Here is a 19,608-nt window from a genome sequence, read left to right as displayed (position 1 = left end):
GCTTCCTCGGTTCTCTCGTCATTTCACGAGCCGTCGTGAGGGGATTATTGATTGCGATCGGCCTTCGAAGCAGCTACCGGGAAATCACTTCCGGGGGTTGGTGCCAGTGCTTCGGCGTCAAGACGATCCGATAGTTCCTGCCGGTACAGTTCCGCCGGTCCCTTCCCGAGTTGCGCGGGTGTTGCCGGGTCCATCCTGTACTCGAAAAACCACCCCGAGGCCCGCATGCGCAGCCTCTGCACGATGGAGCGTCGTTGCACTGAATCTCCGGAGGCTGCTGGGTGCAGTGGGGCCGATGGATCGTAGCTCACAAGCTTCCAGCGTTCGTACGCAGTCACGGGTTGGTGCACTTCGACGAATTCGCCGTGTGGCAGGCGGACTATTCGTCCGGTCTCTCGGCCGTGGATCACAATTTCGCGGTCCTTCCTTTGAAGGGCGAGGCAGACTCTGCGGGTGACGGAAAACGCGATGACCGGGCCGAGGACCAGAAGGACCTGATAAGCGTGGAGGAGGTCCTCCAAAGCGAGAGAGAGAGCCCGCGCGGCCACGTCGGCGCTGCCCGCGGCCCAGAGCACACCAACAAAGCCCAGACCGGCCGCGCCGATGGCGGTGCGTGTGGGGTTGTTGCGTGGGCGCTCCAGGAGGTGGTGCTCGGTGGTGTCGGCGCTGATCCAGCGCTCCAGGAATGGGTAGGCGGTGACGGCCAGGAGGAATAGCCCGACGACGGTCATCGGTGCCAGCAGCGCCAGGGAAACTGTTCCGCCCATGACAGTGATTTCCCATCCCGGTGGCACCAGACGCAGCGCACCGTCGATGAATCCGAAGTACCAATCCGGTTGGGATCCTGCGCCGGCATTACCGGGGTCGGACGGACCGTACAGCCAGATGGGGTTGATCGTCGCGGTCCCCCCGATGAGCAGGATGAACCCGGAAAGGACGAACATGAATCCGGCGCTCTTCGCCGCCCGGGTCGGCAGCAGGGGCTCACCGACAATGCTTCGATCGCTGCGCCCGGGTCCGGGGAACTGCATTGGTTTGTGCAGCAGGGCCAGTGCGGCCCGGACTGCTGCGAGGCTGATGATCCCAAGGGGAAGGATGAGGACATGCAGGGTGGTGAGCCGGCTCAGGATCACCTGGCCCGGGTAGGGGCCGCCGAAGACGAGATAGCTCAGTGACGAGCCGATCACGGGAATAGCTTTGAAGGTGCCGTCCATGATCAGCAGGCTCAATCCTGAGAGCATGTCATCGGGCAGTATGTAGCCTGTCAGCCCAGTGGCCAGACTTGCCAGGAAGATGCCGATCAGCACGACCCATGCGGCCTGCCTGGGCTTCCGGAATGCTCCTGTGAAGAACACTCTCAGGACATGCATAACCAGTGCCACCATGAAGAGCAGGCCCGCCCAGTGGTGTGCCTGGCGCATCAGAAGTCCGCCGCGGACGTCGAATGACAGGTCGAGAGTGGAGTGGAGTGCCCGGGACATTTCCACGCCGATGAGCGGTGCATAACTGCCCTGATACCGGACTGTTTCCATGGATGGTGTGTAAAAGAAGGTGAGAAACGCCCCGGTCAGCAGCAGCACCACAAATGAGTAGATCGCCACCTCACCGAACATGAGGGACCAGTGGGTGGGTACGGCCTTATTGGTGCCCCATTTCATGATCGAGCTGTAGCGGGTCTGTGATTTGCCCAAAGCGTTCAAACGGCGGATCACTGTGCGGGGCCGGGTGCTGGTGGAAGTCATTTTAAGTCCTCGGCTTTGGGCCGGTCAGGTCTACGGATGGGAGGGGCCCTCTCCAGCTGAGGGAAGTGTTACGGATGGGTTCGCGGCTTCAACGGGGCGAGGTGCAGCTGGCGGGCGCAAGCGGTGTCGTGCCGCCGTAAGTCTGTTGCGGTGCCGATCAGCGGGAGGGTTTGGTGCTTGCGGTAAAGACGTCGCGTGGATGCTGTACGGCCTGGATTGAGACGATATCCCGGCCGAAAAGCGCGGCTCCGGTCCAGACAAGGAGTACCCGGATCTTTCGTTCCCAGGTGGGGACGGCCAGCACGTGGTAACCGCGGTGCATCACCCATGCGGGGAATCCCTTAATGATGATTCGCCGGAACTGGAAGACTCCCATGCCCAGGCCGAGGGTGGCGACGACCCCCAGGCTGCTGTGCCTGTACTGCAGCAGAGGCTCGCCTCGGAGGTCAGCGGCAAGGTTCTTGGCCAGGAGTTTGCCCTGTCGGACGGAGTGCTGCGCGTTGGGCACTGTTCGTGCACCCGGATTGGAGGACGCCAGGTCGGGGACCGAGGCATTGTCACCGGCTCCCCATGCTCCCTCAATGGGGGAGTCGTCCGTGCCGACGCGGAGGTCCGCGCGGACCCGCAGGTAGCCACGTTCGTCGATAGGGAGGTCAGTGTGTGCTGCAACAACAGGATTGGCGGCATTTCCTGCTGCCCACACCAGCATGTCCGAGTCGTACTCCTTCCCGTCGGACAGGATGATGTGCCCGTCGATTGCGGACGTCAGCTGTGTGTTGAGGTGGATGGTCCCGCCTCGTTCGGTCAGATGACGCACGACCCAGCGGCCCGGGCCGTCGGTGACTTCGGGAAGAATCCGCTTGTTGGCCTCAATCAGGTGGAAATTGAGGTCCTCGCGCTCGATGCCGGGGTACGACTTCTCGAGGGTGTGCGCCAGCGAAAGGAGTTCTCCGAAAAGTTCCACTCCCGAGAAACCTCCGCCAACGACCGTTACCGTCAGTGCCTTGCGCCGCTCGGGTCCCATGGGCATGGTCGACGCGCGGTCGAATGCGGTCATCAGCTGATCACGGATCGCGACTGCTTCCTCCACCGTTTTCAGACCGATCGCGTAGTCAGCCACGCCCGGAATCGGGAAAACACGTGAGACAGCGCCTGCGGTGACCACCACAGTGTCGTAGTGAATGGACTGTTCCAGCCCGCTGAGCGGCATCACCGTAGCAGTGCGGTGCGCGTGGTCGAGGCTCGTCACTGATCCTGCGATCACCGTCGTGCGCCACAGATGACGGCGAAGGGAGATCGCTACGTGGCGCGCCTCAACGGATCCCGCGGTAACTTCGGGAAGGAATGGTTGGTAGGTCATGTAGGGGCGAGGATCGACCACCGTAACCTCGGCCTCACCCTTGCGCAGGGACTTCTCAAGTTTCCATGCAGTGTAGAAACCCGCATATCCCGCGCCCACGATCAGAATCTTTTTCAACATCTTCTCCTGTCTGATGAATCATCAGCTAAGACAGGAAGCAGCTCCGGTTTGTGACGTATCCAAGGAAGAGGATGTGGTGAGCATCGTGCTCCTGACCGGCGATCGGAGCAACGGCAACTCCTGTTCCACCCGGGAGCTCCATGGTCCAAATGGGTTGATTATGTTGGGCCAGGTCCATAGTCAGGGGCGACATCACCGACCTGTTCGGAGCCGTACGACGCGGAATGCCGCCGACATGGACATGGCGAGGGATGAGAGAACCCTGATCGGCCTCTGCCGGAGAAATTCAGTCAATTACCTGCCGCGGACCCGCCGCGCACCTTGCCTGCCTAATGTGCTTACGGCAGGTTCGGTGCGGCGGCGGTTCGCTGGACGTTGCTCCAGATCCGGGCGACAAGTGTTGATGCCAGCATCGCCGTTCCAATTTCGAGGCCGATGACACCCAGAGTCTGTTCATTGACCGCATCGGTTACCGGAGCTGCCGCCGCTGACCCGTTTCCGTGGGAGTGGCCCCGCGGGGCCGACGTACCCGGTGCCAGCATGAGACCGGCATGCAGTACCGCCATCGACAATGCGGAGATCATGACTTGGTGAAGCACGGGTGTGGTCGGCCGGCGTCAAATATGCACCGCGCATGGAAGGCAGACCGCTACCATCACAATCATGAGCACGTTGAGCCACCATGGGTGGTGGCTGCCGATCTGCGACACGTGCATGACGCAGGACCCGGCGGTGGCGAGTGCGCAGAGCCGCCCCTGGAGCATCGCCGCTAGTCCGGCCGGGGCGCACGGCGGTCTTTGCGCTGCTCGAGTTCCTCGTCCGGGACGACGACGAGCATGGGCTGGCCCGGGGCGCAGAACATCGTCACCACGAACTTCGTTTCCCGGTCCAAGAGGTTGTTCCCGTCCTGGTAATGGATGACATCTCCGCCCGGTTCCCAGAAGGTTTTACCGGCTTTGACAACGCGCTGCGGCTCACCTTCCAGTTCAAAGACCATTTCGCCCTCGACGACGTACCCGTAGGCGGGACCGCTGTGCCGGTGCGGAGGGGATCCGATGCTTCCCGGCTTCAATGTGACCAGGATGGTCATCGCCTCGGCGCCGGTCGGGATCGGCGCGGCAGTCACTGCCGAAAGGACGTCGATAACTAACTGGCCTTCAAATTCATTCGATGTGTGCATCATGTCTTCCCTCGTTTTATGGATGGAAGACCGGCTCCTGCGGAAGCAGCAGCCGGTCCTACTACTGAAGACCACGCAGGATTCGATTTTGTGACCGTGCTTGGCGTCGGAACCGGGCGGAGCTCGGCAGACCGGTCAGGCAGGTGCTGCCTGGGCGCTTCGCCTACGGCCACCGGTATTTCGGGGCGGTTAACGACAACCGGGCAAGCTGAAATCAAAGCCGGCAATACTCCGTCCGGGGTTGGAGCCGTATGGTTCCCTCCCGAACAGACATCTGCGGACAGACCGGTATCACAGGGGCCCCGAGGAGCGTCATGAAAACCCCCATTGTTCCGTCATCGCAGATTTTCGATCACCCCTGGACGCCCGAGCAATTGCTCGCTGTGTGTGAAGCAAGCCGGGTAGCACAGTCCCACAGTGACTATGCACCCGCTGCCAAGGTGATATCCCGTCTCGCCGGAGCCGTCGATCTGCCCGGCATCCGTCGGATGGTCGCCGCGGTGATGGGAGGCACCGCGGGCACCCACTACATCTGCGGTGCGCTGCAGGGTGCACACCTGGCAATCAGCCTGCCCAACCTCTTCACCGACCGTCAACTCCAACTGCTGCTGGGCCCACTCAGTGTCGCGCAAGGGCAGCACCAGACGGACAGGATGCTGATCGCCGCATAAGCCGCATGCTCAGCAACGGATGCCCATCCGTACCCGACCGGAAAGCGGTGTGCTGAGAACGGCATTGGGTCCTTCCGTGGCCAACAGCCCACTCCACCGGCCTGCCTTGCAACAACAGTACGGGTCCATAAGCCGGTCCCTCAGCGGGTGCTTTCCCGGGTTGGGTCACGCGCAGATGCAGAGGCCGTCGATGAGCCTGTGGGCCTAGATCGCGTCCGCTAGTCCTTCCGCATGGGTTCTCAGCTGGCACAGTATTTCGGCTGCGACTGGAGATATTGGTTTATCGGGATCAAGTGGGCAGTCAAAGTGTCCGGTGTCGGTCATCCATGCCAGGACTCCGTCGGACATGCATTCAGGGTCGAAAAGAGCGGGCGGGTTGCAGAAGGGCACTCCTTCCGCACCGATCCATGCAACCCTGCAGCCATTGTCGATCATCGCCTGCAGGGTCTGGCGGACGGCCGTCTGAAATGCTGCCCCGGTGGGCCAGATGATGATGGGCACCTCCCAGAGGAACACTTTCCAGCCCTCGCCGTGTAGGACAAAGTGCTCAGGACTGGGACTGGCGATCCATGCCTCTGACGGGAAGCCGGACACAGCATCCAGTGAGGGTGCCGCCAGTCCGTACACGATCAGTCCTGGCACTTCCTCACCGTCGACGAAAATTGTCAGTGAATCCCTGACCGGCGGTGGTGCGGGTGGGTGAACCACAACAGGTGCTCCTTTTCCTTACTCACTGCCATGCATCGGAGTCTTCATGCGGAAATGATAAGGAGAAGGTTGTCCGTAAGCCGTTCCCCCACCGCGACACTCCTCCAGTGAACCTCCGACTGCAAAGTTCTTATATAGAAGCTGCCCTGATCGATTCGCGTATACCCAGCTCGAGAAAATGCCCGGTAGAGGCCGCCCAACCGCTACAAGACCTGTGCTGCGGGCCTACAAACTGTCACCTGCCCCCGCAGTAGATCCGTGCGCGTAGTACGCTCTATTGCTGTGGATCTCACTTCTCCGCGCCAGACAGAGCAGAATTAGAGCCCGCCGACGACCTTGTCCTGTGGCGATACTTGGATTTCCCGAAATTTTTAGACCTAGTAACGAGTTCCACACTTAAAATGCCTCGTGCCTCGTCAATGGAAGACGCCTGGGAGGGCGCCCTAGGGGACGCTGCAGTGGTAGCGGCTCATCGGGTGCGCAGATATACGCTCGGACGATGGAGGAAACCATCAGGACAAAGCGTCACAGAGACTTGGACGTTGCGGAGCTTGTGGCGCTGGCGGGGCTTTTCGACAGTGAGTACCTGAGCGAGTACGGCCGGTGGAACCCCGATGCGCCTTACGGCTATTCACCAGCGGACTTTCACGTCCTGGCATTCCGAGGCCCCGTATTGGCAGCCCATGTGGGCTTCCAGCCTCGGCTGATTGGAGTAGGCGCACATGACATTGTCGTCGCTGGCACGGGAGGTGTGCTGGTCGATGAGCGTGCACGCGGCACTGGCCTCGGCGGCAGAGTAATGCGGCATGCTCAACAGGTGATGTGTGATGAGGCCAAGGTCGACTTCGGCTTTCTGGGATGCCGGCAGGAGGTGGTTCCGTTCTATGAATCGACGGGATGGGTGCCGGTTTACGCCACCGAGAGGTGTTTATCCCGCCTGGACCAGAAATCCGTCATCGTGTCGGAAGGCGGGCCGAATCTCATCTGCTCCGCAGTATGTGATGTCAGCCAGTGGCCGCACGGAGGCATTGACCTTCGAGGTACACCTTGGTGACCTTGTTCTTCAAACCGCGCAGCGTCCCCGAGCAGGATCCTCGTACGGACGTCGTCCTGGTGGCCTGTGCCTCGGCTACTTTTGCTGACGGTTACGCTTCCTACGCAAAAGCGCAGCGGGCACAATCGCAAGCACGATGCCAACACTCGCCACGAGCCAGCTGGCAAAGTAGCCGATCGAGTCGCGGGTGTAGACCCTAATGAAAATCAATGCCAGCCCAATCAAAAGCGACACCACGATGAGAATGACCGGTTGGAGCGCTGCATATCAGTCATTCTTGAAGCCTAGCTTGAGGTTCGAATGGCAGTCAGGATTTTTCAGTGTGTACTAGGAATAGCCAGCGATGCCTCACTTCCGCCGGGCCCTAGGAGGAAGCTTGAACATGCTGATGGAACTTTGATTTTGAACTCTCTTTTCGTGGTGATGTGATTGTTCGCCTGTCAGCTTTTCGAGTGGATCGGCGTCCTAGTGTTCGTCGGTGCGGGGGCTTTAGGCGGAGTCGCAACAATCCCCATCAATCGGAAGGTGGGAAAGACGAACGAAAGGCGCTCCGCAACGACGGGTGGTTCCCGCGAGAGGATCCCTCAGCGGACACTTTTCCGGGCGGCCCAACGCGGCAGAAAACAGCCGGAATGTTTACCGTCCGCCAGGTACGGGGTTCGAAAATACGGCACGGCCGGTCCGGCGCCGGTACAGTGGCGGGCGAGACGATGCATTTGAGGCGTCGCTGCGGTGGCGTATGAGGGGGGACAGTGGAGTCTTTTAGGGAGTCTTTCAAGGAGTCGTTATCGACTGAGGATCGGTTCGGCAGGGGGTTGCTTAATGCGATGCTTGTGCCTGTGTGCGTCGTTTTAGGTGCGATTTCCTTCGGCTACGCCATGGAGTCTATTGGATGGTTGACGGGAATTGTGGAGCCTCCAGCTGAGGTGCTTGTGCCGGGCCCTAGGAGAAGCAGCGATTACCTGGTGGAGTATTCGGCCGGTGTGGCCTGGTTGCTGCTCTTGGGCGGCCTCTTCTTCGGTCTGTTCTCTGTCACCGCAATGGTGCTCGTAGCCCGCCTTACGGTGGGGATCTTCCGGCGGGCCGGAACGAAGGCGCGCCTTGCGCGGCAGCACAAACGCCATGCCGGGCGGAACCCCGGCACGCAAAGCCGCCCCGGGGGCTGGCCGGAGCCAAAGAACGATGCTCCGGGCGGAGCGCCCGGCTCGGGAACCGGGGTTTGAAGAACCGAGACAGGAGTCCAGGATCAGTCCAAAAGTGTGCCACGACATCGAGGGGGCGGATCCACGTCCTGGATAGCCTGCAATGTTCAGTTCACCCTCCCTGTCGGATGGATACGCTAATTACATCCCGGTCGTGTCGCTTTTGCCGTTCCCTCACCATGCACGCCAGCGCTTTGCGGAAGCGCTATATGAGTCCTCGACAAACGCATGCACGTAAGACCCGTACGATGATATGCGCAATGATCCTCCGGCGGATTCGAGCAGCCGACGCAACAGTAAGGTTGCTCTTTGGTCGCTGGTCGCTTGTTCTGAAACTATTGATGGTCTGAATGAGGGCCAAGGCGTGGATCAGCGCCCATGTGGCTCTTCCGCGCTTGGAGGACGATGGGGATGAGGTTGCAGAGGGCAAATATTGGACCTCCAATCCTCGCCGAGCAGCTCAGGCGAGGCAGTCACCGGGAGTGAATGATTCATGAACACCATCGCCACGATCAGACTTAAGAGTCTCGAAGGAGCCTTTCGGGGCAGCGGCGGCGAAGCTCGGCGGTAGAGCGAAGATGACGTGATCTGACTATGCGACGGCGAGGACCAGCGGTGTATCGGGTCTTATCCCTGTGCCGCAGGCAGCGGCGCTATCGTCCCGTCCGGGTGACGCAGGCCTGCCAATTCCAGGGTGCCTGCGGGGGTGAGCTCGTAGGCATAGCTTTCACCCTCGGCCAGTGCCCCGAGGCTCTCATCCGACGGGAGGTGCTGGGTGAGGGTCTGGCCCGCATGGGCATAGGGCCACTCTAGGGGGCCGCAGACTGCGATGGTTCCGTCGCGGTACATTATGCCGACCTCCGTTATCGTCCCAGGGGTTCCCTCGGCGTTATCAACCCGGGCATAAACTGACTGGCCCGCCGGCAGCGGCGTTCCTGTCGCGGGGACCCTTTCCCCGTCGTCGGTAAGCGGCCGGGGAGGCTGGGGCCGGCCCCCGATCGCCTCACACGCCGATACCGGATGGGCCGGGGCGCCGTCTGCCTCCTGCCCGCTCCCCGGGGTGCAGGCGCCCATGGACACTTCTTTCGAAGGTTGCATTCCGGGGCCGTTCACGACTTTGCAGACGGGCTGTGAGACGGACTGGACCTGATCCGGGGGTGTCTCCGCCGGCAGCGAGGAGGTTGCCGCGGTATAGAGGATGCAGTACCCGAACGCGGCAACACCGGCCCATGCCGCCAGCATGCTGCGCGGGTACGGGGCCGGACCTCCGCGGGTCGGCGTTCCTTCCGCAAGCTGGCCGTCAACGCCGCCCAGGCCGCTGGAATGGACTGTGGCGCCGCTGTTGAAGGCAGGGCTTTCGGATGCTGGTGCCCCGAGGTCCCTGATCTGCACCCGCTCCACTGGGCCGGTCGGACCTTCTCTATGAGTTTCTTGTTTCCCCATCCGCCAAGACTAGACACCTTGATGCTCTCGTCCGGGGCGTGGGCACCGTGTCGCCAAACCCCGCTTGCCAAAAGATTCAGTGCAAGGAGGGGCACGCCGCCATGTACTTCGAGTGCCCGCCTGGTATCGGTGCCGGGGCGGTGTGTATGCGCTGAAGGACACGCTCGGCGCGGTGAACTGCTTGGATCCCCAGGTGTGTGAGAGCCGGGACAATGACTCCCATGCGTCTTTACCTATCGTCATATCAGCTGGGCAGCCATCCTGAGGTGCTTTCGGACCTGGTTCGGGGTGACAGGCGCGGCTGGGTCATCCTCAATGCCCTCGACGGGGTTGATGATGAGGTGCGGCACCGGGAGGCCGAACGGCAGATAGCGAACCTCCAGGCTCTGGGACTCGCCGCCCAGGAGCTCGATCTCCGTAAGCACGACGCAGGAACGCTCGCTGCGCATCTCGGCGATCCTGAGTTCCTGTGGGTCCGCGGCGGGAACGTCTTCATGCTGCGTGCGGCCATGGCGCTCTCAGGTATGGATGAGGTCATCGTGAATCGTCTCGAGGAGGATGCGTTCGTTTACGCCGGTTTCAGCGCCGGTGCCTGCATTCTCGGTCCCACCCTGTCGGGCTTGGAAGAGTGTGACTCAACGACTGACTGCCTGGCCACATACGGCAGTGTCAGGTTCGATGGTCTGAACATCCTCGACCGCCCCCTCGTGCCCCACATTCAGTCCCCGGAACATCCCGAAAGCGAAGCCCTCACCCGGGTGGCCTCCCGATATGACCGGACGAATCAGCCGTACTGGCCGCTTCGAGATGGCCAGGCACTGGTGATCCATGGCAGCACGACCACGCTCATCTGAACCCATGACGGGACAGAAGCGCCTCGCCTAGGCGGTCATGTGACGCTGTCCCGCTGAGGAATTCCTCAGCGGGCGCTTTCGGGCGGTGCGGACGCGCGTCTGGCTCCGACTGCTCGGGTGATCACGGCCTGTCCCAGCTCCACCAGCTGGCCTGCACACACGCATAGGTCGGGTCGGTAATGGGCCAGGGACGGCCCTTCTGGTTTGAGAGAATCCTGCCCCCAAGCTCACCGCGGCCAGGTGATGCGAGCTTGGCTAAACGGCCGCTCGGCTAGAGCCGACTTCCAAGTCCGCGTTTCGGCCGCCGGTAGGCTCGTTTTGTAGTCAGCTGCACACTCGTGGTGTGTGGTCTGAATCAGCGAAATCTACCTTTGGGAGTACTGACAATGGATCTGCCGGCGGGGGAGGGATTGGTTGAATCAGTCAGTCGGAGCCCTGAGCACAAGTTCAGCAAGAGTCTCTGTCAGTCGATTATTCTTCGGGCAGGGCTTGGGGTGGAGGGGGATGCTCACGCTGGCAGCACGGTGCAGCACCTCTCGCGGGTCCGGGCCGATCCGGCCCAACCGAATCTTCGGCAGGTCCACCTCATTCAAGCCGAGCTTTTCGACGAATTAAGGGATGCGGGATTCCAGGTGGGCGCGGCCGACTTGGGGGAGAACATCACCACCCGCGGCTTGGACCTGCTGCGCCTTCCCCGCGGCACCATTGTCCGGATTGGGTCCGAAGCAGTCATAGAGGTGACGGGTCTGAGGAATCCCTGTCCTCAGATCAACCGGTTCCAGCCCCGATTGCTCAAAGCTGTTCTGTCGAAAGACGATGCCGGGAGTGTCATCCGCAAGGCAGGCATTATGGGAATCGTCCTCAACGACGGTGAAGTTGTCGCGGGCGACGCGGTGAGGGTCGATTTGCCTGAGGGGCCGTACCGACCTCTTGAGCCGGTATAAGTTCCGTGTCTGGTGCAGGTAGCTGGCTGGTTATGGTTGAGCTGGGGTTTTTAGGCGGAGCGCCATAAGTGCCGCGACGGCGTAGAGAAGGCCCTGTATCTGCAGGCCAATGGTCAGTCCTGGCCCGGTTCCCAGGAAGCCTGCAAGGAGCGTGCCGATGGCTTGCATTGCTCCGAAGAGAGCGAAGTAGGTGCTGAGGACCCGTCCCCGCGCCCCCGGCTCGCAGGTGCTTTGGAGGACGGTCACCAGGCCGGTCATGAGGGATACCCCGGGAACACCAATGAGGATGAAGAGCCCGATGTAGATCGGGAAGCTGGTGGTCAGCGCGGGCAGGTTCCAGATCGTTAGTGACAGGGCGCTGAAGATGATGAGTGATCCTGAGATGAGTCTTCGTGGTGAGATGCGGTTGATGATCAGCCCGAGTAACGCCCCTCCCGTGAGCGCGCCGATGGCCTGCACGCCGCGCAGGACGCCGACGTCGGCTTCATTGCCGTGGAGTTCCTGGGTGACAAAGAGCACGAACAAGAGGACGAAGCCGCCCTGGGCGAGAGCGACGAAGCACACCACACTCATCACATCGCGCAGAGCCGGTGTCCCGGCAGTGATTTGCAGGCCTTCGACCAGGTCGGCCCAGGGGCTTGTATAAGAGCCTGCGCCCAGGTTTTCTTGTGCTGGTTTTTGTCGTCCACGGGTGCCAAGGGCGAAGATGACGGCCGCAGCGAGGAAGGTGCCTGCATTCGCGCAAATGATGGCGTCGAAACCGCCCGCGGCGAGGATGAGTCCGCCGATAGGGCTGCCGAGCAGACGCGCGAGGCTGGAGAGCAAACCCATGAGCTGGTTGATTTGCGCGAGCTGATCCAAGGGAACGAGGGCGGCGGCGGTGGTGGCTCTGCAGGGTTCGATGATCGTTCCGAGCACGGATTCGATGACTACCACGCTGTACAGGATCCAAAAATCTGTGGTGTCGTCCACGGCCAGAAGCGGGACCAGGAACAGAGCCTGCAGTCCGGCGGTGATGGTCATGAGTTTCCAGGGCTCGCTACGGTCCACCAGCACCCCTGCCAGGGGCCCGGCGACGATGGTCGGCGCCAGTCCGAGGACAAAAACCGTCGCGGTGACCAGCGGGGATCCGGTGAGTTCCAGTACGTAAAGCGGCAGGGCGATCAGCAGCATCCAATCGCCTGCTTCAGCTAGAAAGCCCGCCCCGGCCAGTCCCGCGATACGTCGATCACGCAGCAGGCGCAGCACTGCTACACATCGCCGTCGGCAGGGTTGTCGGGGAAAGACCGTATCTGCAACTGCACCACCTGACTGCCCTGCGGTAGTTCGGCGCGGTGCGGCCTAACGTAGGGCCGGACGAGGTCATCGATCGACGCCAGAAGAGCGGTCAGCTCCGCCGCGGTGAGCACCAGATGGTACCGGTGGGTTCCCGCCGCATCCTGCCATTCCTTCGACAATTCGCTCCGGTGGGCTAGGTAACGGTCGAACGCGGCATTTGCGTTGCGTGCCGCCACACTCTCGAGTGCGGTGCCAGCCAGCTCCCCGGCCGGGGTGCCGTCGCCGGAAAAATCAAAACCGGTCGCTGTGGCCTTCCACGGACGGTCCCTGCCGTCACCGGCTGCGGTTTCCGCACGCTCAACGAGCCCGACCTTCGCCAAGGCCCGAAGGTGCCAGGAGCAGTTCGAAGCAGTCTCACCCACGACCTTCGCGCACTGACTCGCGGTAGCGGGCCCCGAGGCCAGCAGGTGATCCAGAATCGCAAACCGGGCCGGTACGGCCAACGCCGCAAGCGCATCCTTACCGGCGACCTTCCGAGGAGGTACGGAATGGGCTTGACCGCCTGACATGAGGCTCCGATCTGAAGTAGATACTTCATTACCTGATCGTCCGCCCGATTTGTCAAGCGCATACTTCAGAAATGCCAGCAAGCACCCCTCCCTCGAGAAGGCGCGGGGGTCCGTAAGCCGTTCCTCAACTGGCACGCCTTATCGGTGGCTTAAGCGATGGTTACCGGAGTGCTGCTTCGCAGCTACTCGGAGCTACGCCGGCTCCTTTTCCTCTCCACCACGATGAGGCTGATGAGCCCAGGCAAGGTCATCAGTGGAAACGCCCAGTGCGGTAGGAAGTCCACAACCAACACGTCGACTAAGAACAGCGCCACGACGATGGCAAGGTAGGAAGCAAGAAGGCTGCCGGGAGCTTCATATCGATTCCCTTGGGCTCAGTCACGATGTGCATGTTCCTTTTGTACTTGAAATCACGACCAGCTCCCTTCACAGTACAAATCAGAGCGGGGCGCTTTCGGTGCCCTTAGATCGATCCCTCAACGGACACATTCGCGGGCGGGCCTACGGCGGCATTCGTGGTCCAGGACCGGTCAAGGGTGAGGATTGAGATCGGGCGGCGCGCTTCGGCCCTGACGTTTTCGTGCGGGGAGGACTTGTACAGTCTGCGTATGCAAACCACGTCTGAGGACAATCCGGTAAGTGCCGCCGTGAGATCGCCGCTGGCGCTTCCGGTGTTCCGGCGGGTTCTGGCATCGAATCTGGTCTCGGCCACCGGTAACGGCATGGCACCGATCGCCCTGGCGTTTGCGGTGCTGCAGATCGGCGGGACGCCGCTAAACCTGGGTATTGTTCTGGCCGCGAATTCCATTCCGACGATCATTTTCCTTATCGTGGGAGGAATTTCAGCGGACCGCTGGTCCAGGATCAGCATTATTTTCGTCTCGAACCTGGGCCTTGGTGCCACTCAGGGGCTCGTCGCGTGGGCGGTGCTTTTCGGTTTCGCCAGCACGCCGCTGATTATTGCCGCCGCGGTCTCGGGCATCTTTATGGCCTTCAACGCCCCGGCGGCCCAGGGCATCGTGAAGCAGGTGGTTCCGGAGGAGCTGCTGCAGCAGGCGAATTCGTATCTGCGCCTGCCCGGCAATGTGGTGCGGATCCTGGCCCCGGTCGTAGGCGGGGTCCTGGTGGCCACGGCCGGTGCGGGGTGGGCGCTGTTGTGGGATGCGGTGAGCTTCGTCATCGCGGCGCTGCTGATCCGGGGTCTGAAGCTGGGCCGCACGGAGCGGTCGGCTCCGACCAGCGTTGTGGAGGACCTGAAGCTGGGGTGGCAGGGATTCATCGGCCGCACCTGGCTATGGACCTTCACCGCCTGCGGGACCGTTCTCGTGGCGTTCTGGCTGGCCGGCTTCCAGCTCCTCGGGCCGGTATTGGCCTCCCTCGAGTACGACGGGGCGGGTTCCTGGGGCCTGATCCATGGGGCGCTGGCCTTCGGCCTGGTCGCCGGCACGGTCGTTTCGCTTCGCTGGAAGCCGCGGCACCTGCTGGCGGTCTCCGTGGCCTGCAGCGGCGCCCTGGCCCTGCCGCTGCTGGCCCTTGGATTCCAGCTGCCCCTGTGGGCGGTGATGGGCGCAGCCGCCTTCGCGGGGGTCGCCTTGGATGTCTCCATCATCTGCTGGTCGACGGTGCTGCAACAGCACATTCCGGATGAGGTGCTGGGCCGGGTAATGGCCTTCAACTCCATCGGGGAGAGGGTCGCCATTCCGATCGCCTACGTGTCCATCGGGGCGCTGGCCACCTCCTTTTCACCGGGGCTGCTGCTGCTGGTCTGCGGCATCGGCATCATCGCCGTGACGCTTATAAACCTCGGGGTGCGCGACGTCTACCGGGTCAACCGGACGGCCTAGAAGTACCTGGCCATCAGGGATCCCTCAGCGGGCGCTGTCTCGGGCGGTTCCAATGCGGCAATTCTCCGGTACCGCCGCCAGGGACTGGTCTCCCGGCCCGTCCGGGACACACCATCGGCCCCTGTCCATGCGGCCTGAATCTGAACAATCCCACCCGCCGCTTTGCTCAGGAGTCTCTACCGCTGATCCCTGTAGAGCACTTACTGCCCTGTTACCGTCGGGTGATGGGGAGTATCGAGGACGGGCGGCTGCACGACGTCGTGGATGCCGCTGTCGGCGGTCTGCCGCCGGCTGCGCAGGCGGCTGCCCGGTCGGTTGTGGACATTGGGTCGGCCCATGTCGTGGTCCTGCTGGACGGCAGTGCCGCGGTCCGGGTTGGTCGTGACCCGGACATGGCGGCCACAATGCGGAAGCGCCAGGAGCTGGTGGACCGCATCCCGGCTTCGGTCGGGCTCCTTCTGCCGAGGTCGTTGGGCCCGGTCGTGGAGGTCAACGGGTTGTCCGCTGTCGCAACCCAGCTGATACCCGGAGCACCCTGCCCGGCACGGGACGGGGAGCCGGGCGAGCTGGAGCGCCTGCTCACCGAAGTGTCCTCCATCCCCACCGGGCCGATAGACGGACTGCTGACCGAACCTCTGTCCTTCTGCGGGGGAGCCGACTGGTACCAGATCCAACTCGATGAGGTCATTCCGCGTCTGGCCCCGGACGTACAGGGGCGGGCCTTGGATGCCGTTGCTGCCCTGGCGGACCTCGGGCCGGGTGAGAAGGTGTTCTCCCACGGTGACCTCGGGGGTCACAACGTGTTCTGGGAAGGCGGCCACATCACCGGTGTGCTGGATTGGGATCTAGCCTCGCGCAGCGACCGCTCCACTGACCTGGCCTGTGTCGGGGTTTGGAACGGGTGGGACAAGCTGCCACTTCTCGCTCCTCTTTCCGAGGTTCGCCGGGCATCTGTCCGGCGGAACACCTTCCGGTTGCAGCAGGTTGCCTTCTACCTCCTCAGCGGTCGGCCGCCACAGGAGATCGACCGGGCCGTCACCCGGGCAAACACCTGGCTCCGGGAAATCTGAAGCGATAGAACGCCAGTGATCGGCGCAGAGCCGTCTCGTGACCCGATGGTGTATTCAAGCGGTCGTTGCAACGGTCGGGTTTTCTGGTTTGAACAGTAGTTGTTGCATGGCGTGTGCGGGGGTGATTCCGCCGAGGGTTTTACGCGGCCGGTCATTGAGTTCGGTGGCGACCTCGAGCAGGCGCTGGGGTGAGTGAACGGAAAGGTCTGTGCCCTTCGGGAAGTACTGGCGCAGCAAACCATTGAGATTCTCGTTTGAGCCACGCTGCCACGGCGAATGCGGATCGCAGAAGTAGATCGCCATCTTCGTGGCCATGCTGATTTGGCGGTGCCGGGCCATCTCGGTGCCCTGATCCCAGGTCAGGGATCTGGCCAGGTGCGCCGGGAGGGTCTTGATGGCGGCCAACAAAGAATCCCTGACGGTGATCGCACTGTGATCCCCTGGCAAATGGATGAGCATCGCGAATCGTGTCTGGCGTTCAACGAGGGTCGCGATAGCTGACCGGCAGTTCGAACCGAGCACCAAGTCACCTTCCCAATGGCCGGGCACGGCACGGTCGGCGACCTCTGCGGGGCGTTCGCTGATGAGGATCATGTCCGGGATCTTCCCCGAACTCTTCGCCGTGGTGGAGCGCCTGGGACGCCTCACCGCACGCCCGGTGCGCAGGTGTTGATGCAGGTCAGCGCGCAGATGGCCGCGGCCCTGAACGTACAGAGCCTGGTAGATCGTCTCTGGACTCACCTGCAACTCCTGCCGGTCACCACAAGCCATGGCAAGGTGGTCACTGATCTGCTCCGGGCTCCACTTCACACACAACTTAGCCTGCACCAACCAGGCTAAGTTCCAGGTCATCGAACTTGCTTGCCTTCGGCCGCCGGCCCGATAACTCAGCTCTTTTCTGCGCAGCGTACGGGGCGTACTTCACCCGGTTCGAGGCCCGTCCCCGCAGAGCCATGCGTGGGTTGTTCCGCTGCAACTCGCGGCTGACCGTCGAAGCACACCTGCCTATTTCCCGGACGATCGCCCGAACACCACACCCGGCCAGGTGCAGGTCCGCTATTCGCAGTCGTTCCTCCAGGCAGAGGTACCGGCCTGAAGGCTCTGGTTTCGCGCGCGGGATACGGCCGCCGGTTGCTTGGCGCCAACGGTGTCCAGTTCGTCGATTCACCCCCACAGCATCACAGGCCGCTGTCAGCGTCGATCCTTGGGCCATCAACACCCAGAACCGCGCCTCCTGTTCGAGTCGTTCCTTCTTCGACGCCACTCACAACACCTCACTTCAATAGGGGGTGTTGCAACGACCGACTGAACTCACCATTCCTCTCCGGGCAACTGTTGTGTGGATAGGCTGAGCTCATGTCTCGAGTCTTGATTACCGGCATGTCGGGCACGGGAAAGACAACGGTGCTGGGCGAGCTATCCCGGCGGGGCCACTAGACGCTCGACACCGACTATGACGGCTGGGTGCTTGTAGACGGCACGTGGAACGAAACGCGCATGGCCGCGTACCTCGCTTCGAACTCGTCTGTAGTCATCTCGGGAACTGTCGAGAACCAGGGACGCTTTTATAACCGTTTCGAGGCCGTCGTACTCCTCAGCGCACCGGTGGAAGTGCTCATCGAGCGCGTATCCACTCGTACCAGCAATCCCTACGGCAACGTAGAGACAGAGCAGTCCGTGATCCGCCAGCAGGTCCTCGACGTCGAACCGCTGCTTCGACAGGGTGCAACCCTTGAGCTCGACGGACGCCGACCGCTTTCAGAACTGGCTGATGCTGTCGAACGCCTCATGGAATCCGCCGGCCACGTCCGGTGAACCATCGGCTAGCAAGTCCGCTATAGCACGCAGTATCGCCTGATAGGCGCGGATAGCCGTGGTGGCCTCGCTGTCCGTGGCTCGAGGGCTACACCCGGTTCAACGGCGGCCGAAATACATGCCGAAGCCGAGCCTCCAACGCCGCAGCGTCACGCTCAGTACGCGCTCGGAGCCAGGAAACGTCACAGCCCAGCAGCCAGCTCCGAATCGCTGTCGCCTGCCCAGTCGTCACTTTCTGCCGAGTCGGACTGCCCGTGATATTGGGCGGGATCTGAAACAGCAGTTCACATACGTTCCGACGCAACGAAGATCCCGCGAGGCTCACACCTCCGCCAAGGTGCGTCGAGAGCCGCTTCTGCAGACTTGTCGCCGTGCCGACATACTGCGGCGCCCCACCACGTGACCACAGGTAAACCCCCGGCTCATTCGGCAGATCCGCGCGGGTCAGACCACTTGCAGCACGTCTCGGCACCGCAAGGAGCCGACTCCAGTCCTTGCCCGCAGGCTCAGCGGAGTCGAGCGATGTCGACGAAGTCGCCTTGTCCATCGCATCGAGGATGGTGTCCATCTCGAAGTCATCCTCGGCACCGTAAATATTCAGATCGCCTTGGTCGTAGGAGTTTGTCATGACGCAACAGTATCGCCATCAAAATTGCAGACAAGAGCAGGAGGGCCAGGCTGACCCTTCCTGCGCAGCGGGTCCGAAAGGCGGTCGCTCTGCGCCCGTGCAGTCGACTTTGGGAAGTCGCGCAGACGACTTTGAGAAACGACAAATCCCAGGTGGAATTTGGCGCCCTTCAGTCGCGTATACCCCGCCCGAGAAAATGCCCGGTGAGGGTTGCCCAAGCGCTGCACCGGGCGCAGGCGTCACATACAGGTCGAGGAGGCTACCTAGGGTCGCGTTGGGCGGTCCCGGCTTGGCAGGATGGACAGGTGAGCGAAATTCAGCCAGTCCATCCGGCCGACATCTCCTCCACGGAGGCCGTCGCCGTCGCGGTACCGCACCCTTGGCGGCGCTACGTCGCCCTGGGGGATTCCTTCACCGAGGGCATCGGTGACCCAAGCACCGATAGCCTCGGCGGGAACCGGGGCTGGGCCGACCGGGTGGCCGAGGAGCTCGGCTGCGGCTGCAGCAGCTTTTCCTATGCGAACCTCGCGGTGCGCGGACGGCTGCTCCAGCAGATCATCGATCAGCAGGTCGGGCCCGCGCTGGCACTAAAGCCGGACCTCGTGAGCATTTCGGCAGGCGGCAACGACCTGCTGCGTCCCGGAGCGGATCCGGACCGGATGGCGGCCCGCCTCGATGCGGCTGTGCAGGACCTCGGCAGCGGCGGCGCGACGGTCGTGCTCTTCACCGGGCCGGACGTACGCGACACGGTCCTAGGGGGGATGCGCCTGAAGATGGCGGTCCTCAATGAAAACCTCCGCGTCATCGCCGCACGGCACGACGCCGTTATCGCCGATATGTGGGCACTGCGGCAGCTTTCCGATCCGGGCATGTGGGCCGAGGACCGCCTTCACTTCTCGCCCCTGGGGCACCACACGGTGGCAATGATGGTCCTCGATACGCTCGCCGTGAACCACACCCTGGAACCGATGCAGGCCAAGCCGCTTCCGCCGAGGACCTGGCGCATGGCCCGCACCGAGGATGCTGTCTGGGCCCGCGAGTACTTGGTGCCGTGGGTGCTGCGGCGGCTGCACAACCGCTCCGCGGGCGACGGGATCACTCCCAAGCGCCCGGAGGCGACGACGAT

Annotated in this window: 17 protein-coding genes and 1 pseudogene; 8 read left to right on the top strand and 10 right to left on the bottom strand. The window is 62.5% G+C overall.

Features of this window, described 5'->3' with window-relative positions:
• Positions 1 to 44: 44 nt before the first annotated feature.
• The 4 genes from qcrB to GVV86_RS15245 form a co-directional block, all read right to left on the bottom strand.
• Positions 45 to 1,742: a cytochrome bc1 complex cytochrome b subunit gene (gene qcrB, locus GVV86_RS15260; protein WP_159803245.1), complete on the bottom strand. Its 1,698-nt coding sequence runs from the start codon at positions 1,740 to 1,742 to the stop codon at positions 45 to 47.
• Between the two features lie 157 nt (positions 1,743 to 1,899).
• Positions 1,900 to 3,219 (bottom strand): NAD(P)/FAD-dependent oxidoreductase, encoded by a 1,320-nt coding sequence (locus tag GVV86_RS15255; RefSeq protein WP_159803318.1) that lies wholly within the window; start codon positions 3,217 to 3,219, stop codon positions 1,900 to 1,902.
• 341 nt (positions 3,220 to 3,560) lie between these two features.
• Entirely contained in the window at positions 3,561 to 3,788 is a 228-nt protein-coding gene (locus GVV86_RS18745) for a hypothetical protein (RefSeq protein ID WP_246670007.1), read from the bottom strand.
• Positions 3,789 to 3,991: 203 nt separating this feature from the next.
• Complete coding sequence (locus GVV86_RS15245) at positions 3,992 to 4,405, bottom strand: cupin domain-containing protein (RefSeq protein WP_246670006.1); 414 nt, start codon at positions 4,403 to 4,405, stop codon at positions 3,992 to 3,994.
• Between the two features lie 311 nt (positions 4,406 to 4,716).
• On the opposite strand from GVV86_RS15245, the gene GVV86_RS15240 reads away from it, so the two are divergent.
• Positions 4,717 to 5,073 carry a hypothetical protein gene (locus GVV86_RS15240; protein ID WP_159803244.1) on the top strand — a complete coding sequence of 119 codons (357 nt, stop codon included), beginning with the start codon at positions 4,717 to 4,719 and terminating at the stop codon, positions 5,071 to 5,073.
• A 204-nt stretch (positions 5,074 to 5,277) separates the two neighbouring features.
• Here the strand turns inward: GVV86_RS15240 and GVV86_RS15235 are convergent, their stop codons facing one another.
• Complete coding sequence (locus tag GVV86_RS15235; protein ID WP_159803243.1) at positions 5,278 to 5,781, bottom strand: hypothetical protein; 504 nt, start codon at positions 5,779 to 5,781, stop codon at positions 5,278 to 5,280.
• Between the two features lie 499 nt (positions 5,782 to 6,280).
• Here GVV86_RS15235 and GVV86_RS15230 point away from each other — a divergent pair, with 499 nt between their 5' ends.
• On the top strand, positions 6,281 to 6,835 hold the full coding sequence (locus GVV86_RS15230) for a GNAT family N-acetyltransferase (protein ID WP_159803242.1): 555 nt from the start codon (positions 6,281 to 6,283) through the stop codon (positions 6,833 to 6,835).
• A 1,829-nt stretch (positions 6,836 to 8,664) separates the two neighbouring features.
• Here the strand turns inward: GVV86_RS15230 and GVV86_RS15225 are convergent.
• Positions 8,665 to 8,886, bottom strand: coding sequence for a hypothetical protein (locus tag GVV86_RS15225; RefSeq protein ID WP_159803241.1), 222 nt, complete (start codon positions 8,884 to 8,886; stop codon positions 8,665 to 8,667).
• An 815-nt stretch (positions 8,887 to 9,701) separates the two neighbouring features.
• Here GVV86_RS15225 and GVV86_RS15220 point away from each other — a divergent pair.
• Positions 9,702 to 10,334 carry a Type 1 glutamine amidotransferase-like domain-containing protein gene (locus GVV86_RS15220; protein WP_159803240.1) on the top strand — a complete coding sequence of 211 codons (633 nt, stop codon included), beginning with the start codon at positions 9,702 to 9,704 and terminating at the stop codon, positions 10,332 to 10,334.
• Positions 10,335 to 10,720: 386 nt separating this feature from the next.
• Positions 10,721 to 11,278 carry an MOSC domain-containing protein gene (locus GVV86_RS15215; protein ID WP_159803239.1) on the top strand — a complete coding sequence of 186 codons (558 nt, stop codon included), beginning with the start codon at positions 10,721 to 10,723 and terminating at the stop codon, positions 11,276 to 11,278.
• 30 nt (positions 11,279 to 11,308) lie between these two features.
• Here the strand turns inward: GVV86_RS15215 and GVV86_RS15210 are convergent, their stop codons facing one another.
• Both GVV86_RS15210 and GVV86_RS15205 read right to left on the bottom strand, forming a co-directional pair.
• Positions 11,309 to 12,526, bottom strand: coding sequence for an MFS transporter (locus tag GVV86_RS15210; RefSeq protein ID WP_281406964.1), 1,218 nt, complete (start codon positions 12,524 to 12,526; stop codon positions 11,309 to 11,311).
• Between the two features lie 2 nt (positions 12,527 to 12,528).
• Positions 12,529 to 13,125 (bottom strand): helix-turn-helix domain-containing protein, encoded by a 597-nt coding sequence (locus tag GVV86_RS15205; protein ID WP_159803316.1) that lies wholly within the window; start codon positions 13,123 to 13,125, stop codon positions 12,529 to 12,531.
• 608 nt (positions 13,126 to 13,733) lie between these two features.
• On the opposite strand from GVV86_RS15205, the gene GVV86_RS15200 reads away from it, so the two are divergent.
• A complete protein-coding gene (locus GVV86_RS15200) occupies positions 13,734 to 14,969 on the top strand; it encodes an MFS transporter (protein ID WP_159803237.1) in 1,236 nt (411 codons plus the stop codon).
• A gap of 224 nt (positions 14,970 to 15,193) precedes the next feature.
• Positions 15,194 to 16,039, top strand: coding sequence for a phosphotransferase family protein (locus GVV86_RS15195; protein WP_159803236.1), 846 nt, complete (start codon positions 15,194 to 15,196; stop codon positions 16,037 to 16,039).
• A 54-nt stretch (positions 16,040 to 16,093) separates the two neighbouring features.
• Here GVV86_RS15195 and GVV86_RS15190 read toward each other — a convergent pair.
• Positions 16,094 to 17,252 (bottom strand): annotated as a pseudogene (locus GVV86_RS15190) (IS30 family transposase).
• Positions 17,253 to 17,536: 284 nt separating this feature from the next.
• Between GVV86_RS15190 and GVV86_RS15185 the strand changes: the two are divergent.
• Positions 17,537 to 17,854: a nucleoside/nucleotide kinase family protein gene (locus GVV86_RS15185; RefSeq protein ID WP_246670005.1), complete on the top strand. Its 318-nt coding sequence runs from the start codon at positions 17,537 to 17,539 to the stop codon at positions 17,852 to 17,854.
• Positions 17,855 to 17,942: 88 nt separating this feature from the next.
• Here the strand turns inward: GVV86_RS15185 and GVV86_RS15180 are convergent, their stop codons facing one another.
• Complete coding sequence (locus GVV86_RS15180; protein WP_159803235.1) at positions 17,943 to 18,482, bottom strand: GIY-YIG nuclease family protein; 540 nt, start codon at positions 18,480 to 18,482, stop codon at positions 17,943 to 17,945.
• Positions 18,483 to 18,796: 314 nt separating this feature from the next.
• Between GVV86_RS15180 and GVV86_RS15175 the strand changes: the two genes are divergently transcribed.
• A partial coding sequence (locus GVV86_RS15175; protein WP_246670014.1) for an SGNH/GDSL hydrolase family protein occupies positions 18,797 to 19,608 on the top strand: 812 nt, incomplete at its 3' end.

The organism is Arthrobacter zhaoguopingii, from assembly GCF_009828595.1.
Classification (GTDB): Bacteria; Actinomycetota; Actinomycetes; order Actinomycetales; family Micrococcaceae; genus Arthrobacter_D; species Arthrobacter_D zhaoguopingii.
This window is presented reverse-complemented; position numbering and strand designations above follow the sequence as displayed.

Coding starts and splice junctions, on each gene's coding strand:
- qcrB (WP_159803245.1), bottom strand. CDS start 1,742: ATGACTTCCACCAGCACCCGGCCCCGCACAGTGATCCGCCGTTTGAAC.
- GVV86_RS18745 (WP_246670007.1), bottom strand. CDS start 3,788: ATGGCGGTACTGCATGCCGGTCTCATGCTGGCACCGGGTACGTCGGCC.
- GVV86_RS15245 (WP_246670006.1), bottom strand. CDS start 4,405: ATGATGCACACATCGAATGAATTTGAAGGCCAGTTAGTTATCGACGTC.
- GVV86_RS15240 (WP_159803244.1), top strand. CDS start 4,717: ATGAAAACCCCCATTGTTCCGTCATCGCAGATTTTCGATCACCCCTGG.
- GVV86_RS15230 (WP_159803242.1), top strand. CDS start 6,281: ATGGAGGAAACCATCAGGACAAAGCGTCACAGAGACTTGGACGTTGCG.
- GVV86_RS15225 (WP_159803241.1), bottom strand. CDS start 8,886: ATGTACCGCGACGGAACCATCGCAGTCTGCGGCCCCCTAGAGTGGCCC.
- GVV86_RS15220 (WP_159803240.1), top strand. CDS start 9,702: ATGCGTCTTTACCTATCGTCATATCAGCTGGGCAGCCATCCTGAGGTG.
- GVV86_RS15215 (WP_159803239.1), top strand. CDS start 10,721: ATGGATCTGCCGGCGGGGGAGGGATTGGTTGAATCAGTCAGTCGGAGC.
- GVV86_RS15205 (WP_159803316.1), bottom strand. CDS start 13,125: ATGTCAGGCGGTCAAGCCCATTCCGTACCTCCTCGGAAGGTCGCCGGT.
- GVV86_RS15200 (WP_159803237.1), top strand. CDS start 13,734: ATGCAAACCACGTCTGAGGACAATCCGGTAAGTGCCGCCGTGAGATCG.
- GVV86_RS15195 (WP_159803236.1), top strand. CDS start 15,194: ATGGGGAGTATCGAGGACGGGCGGCTGCACGACGTCGTGGATGCCGCT.
- GVV86_RS15185 (WP_246670005.1), top strand. CDS start 17,537: ATGGCCGCGTACCTCGCTTCGAACTCGTCTGTAGTCATCTCGGGAACT.
- GVV86_RS15180 (WP_159803235.1), bottom strand. CDS start 18,482: ATGACAAACTCCTACGACCAAGGCGATCTGAATATTTACGGTGCCGAG.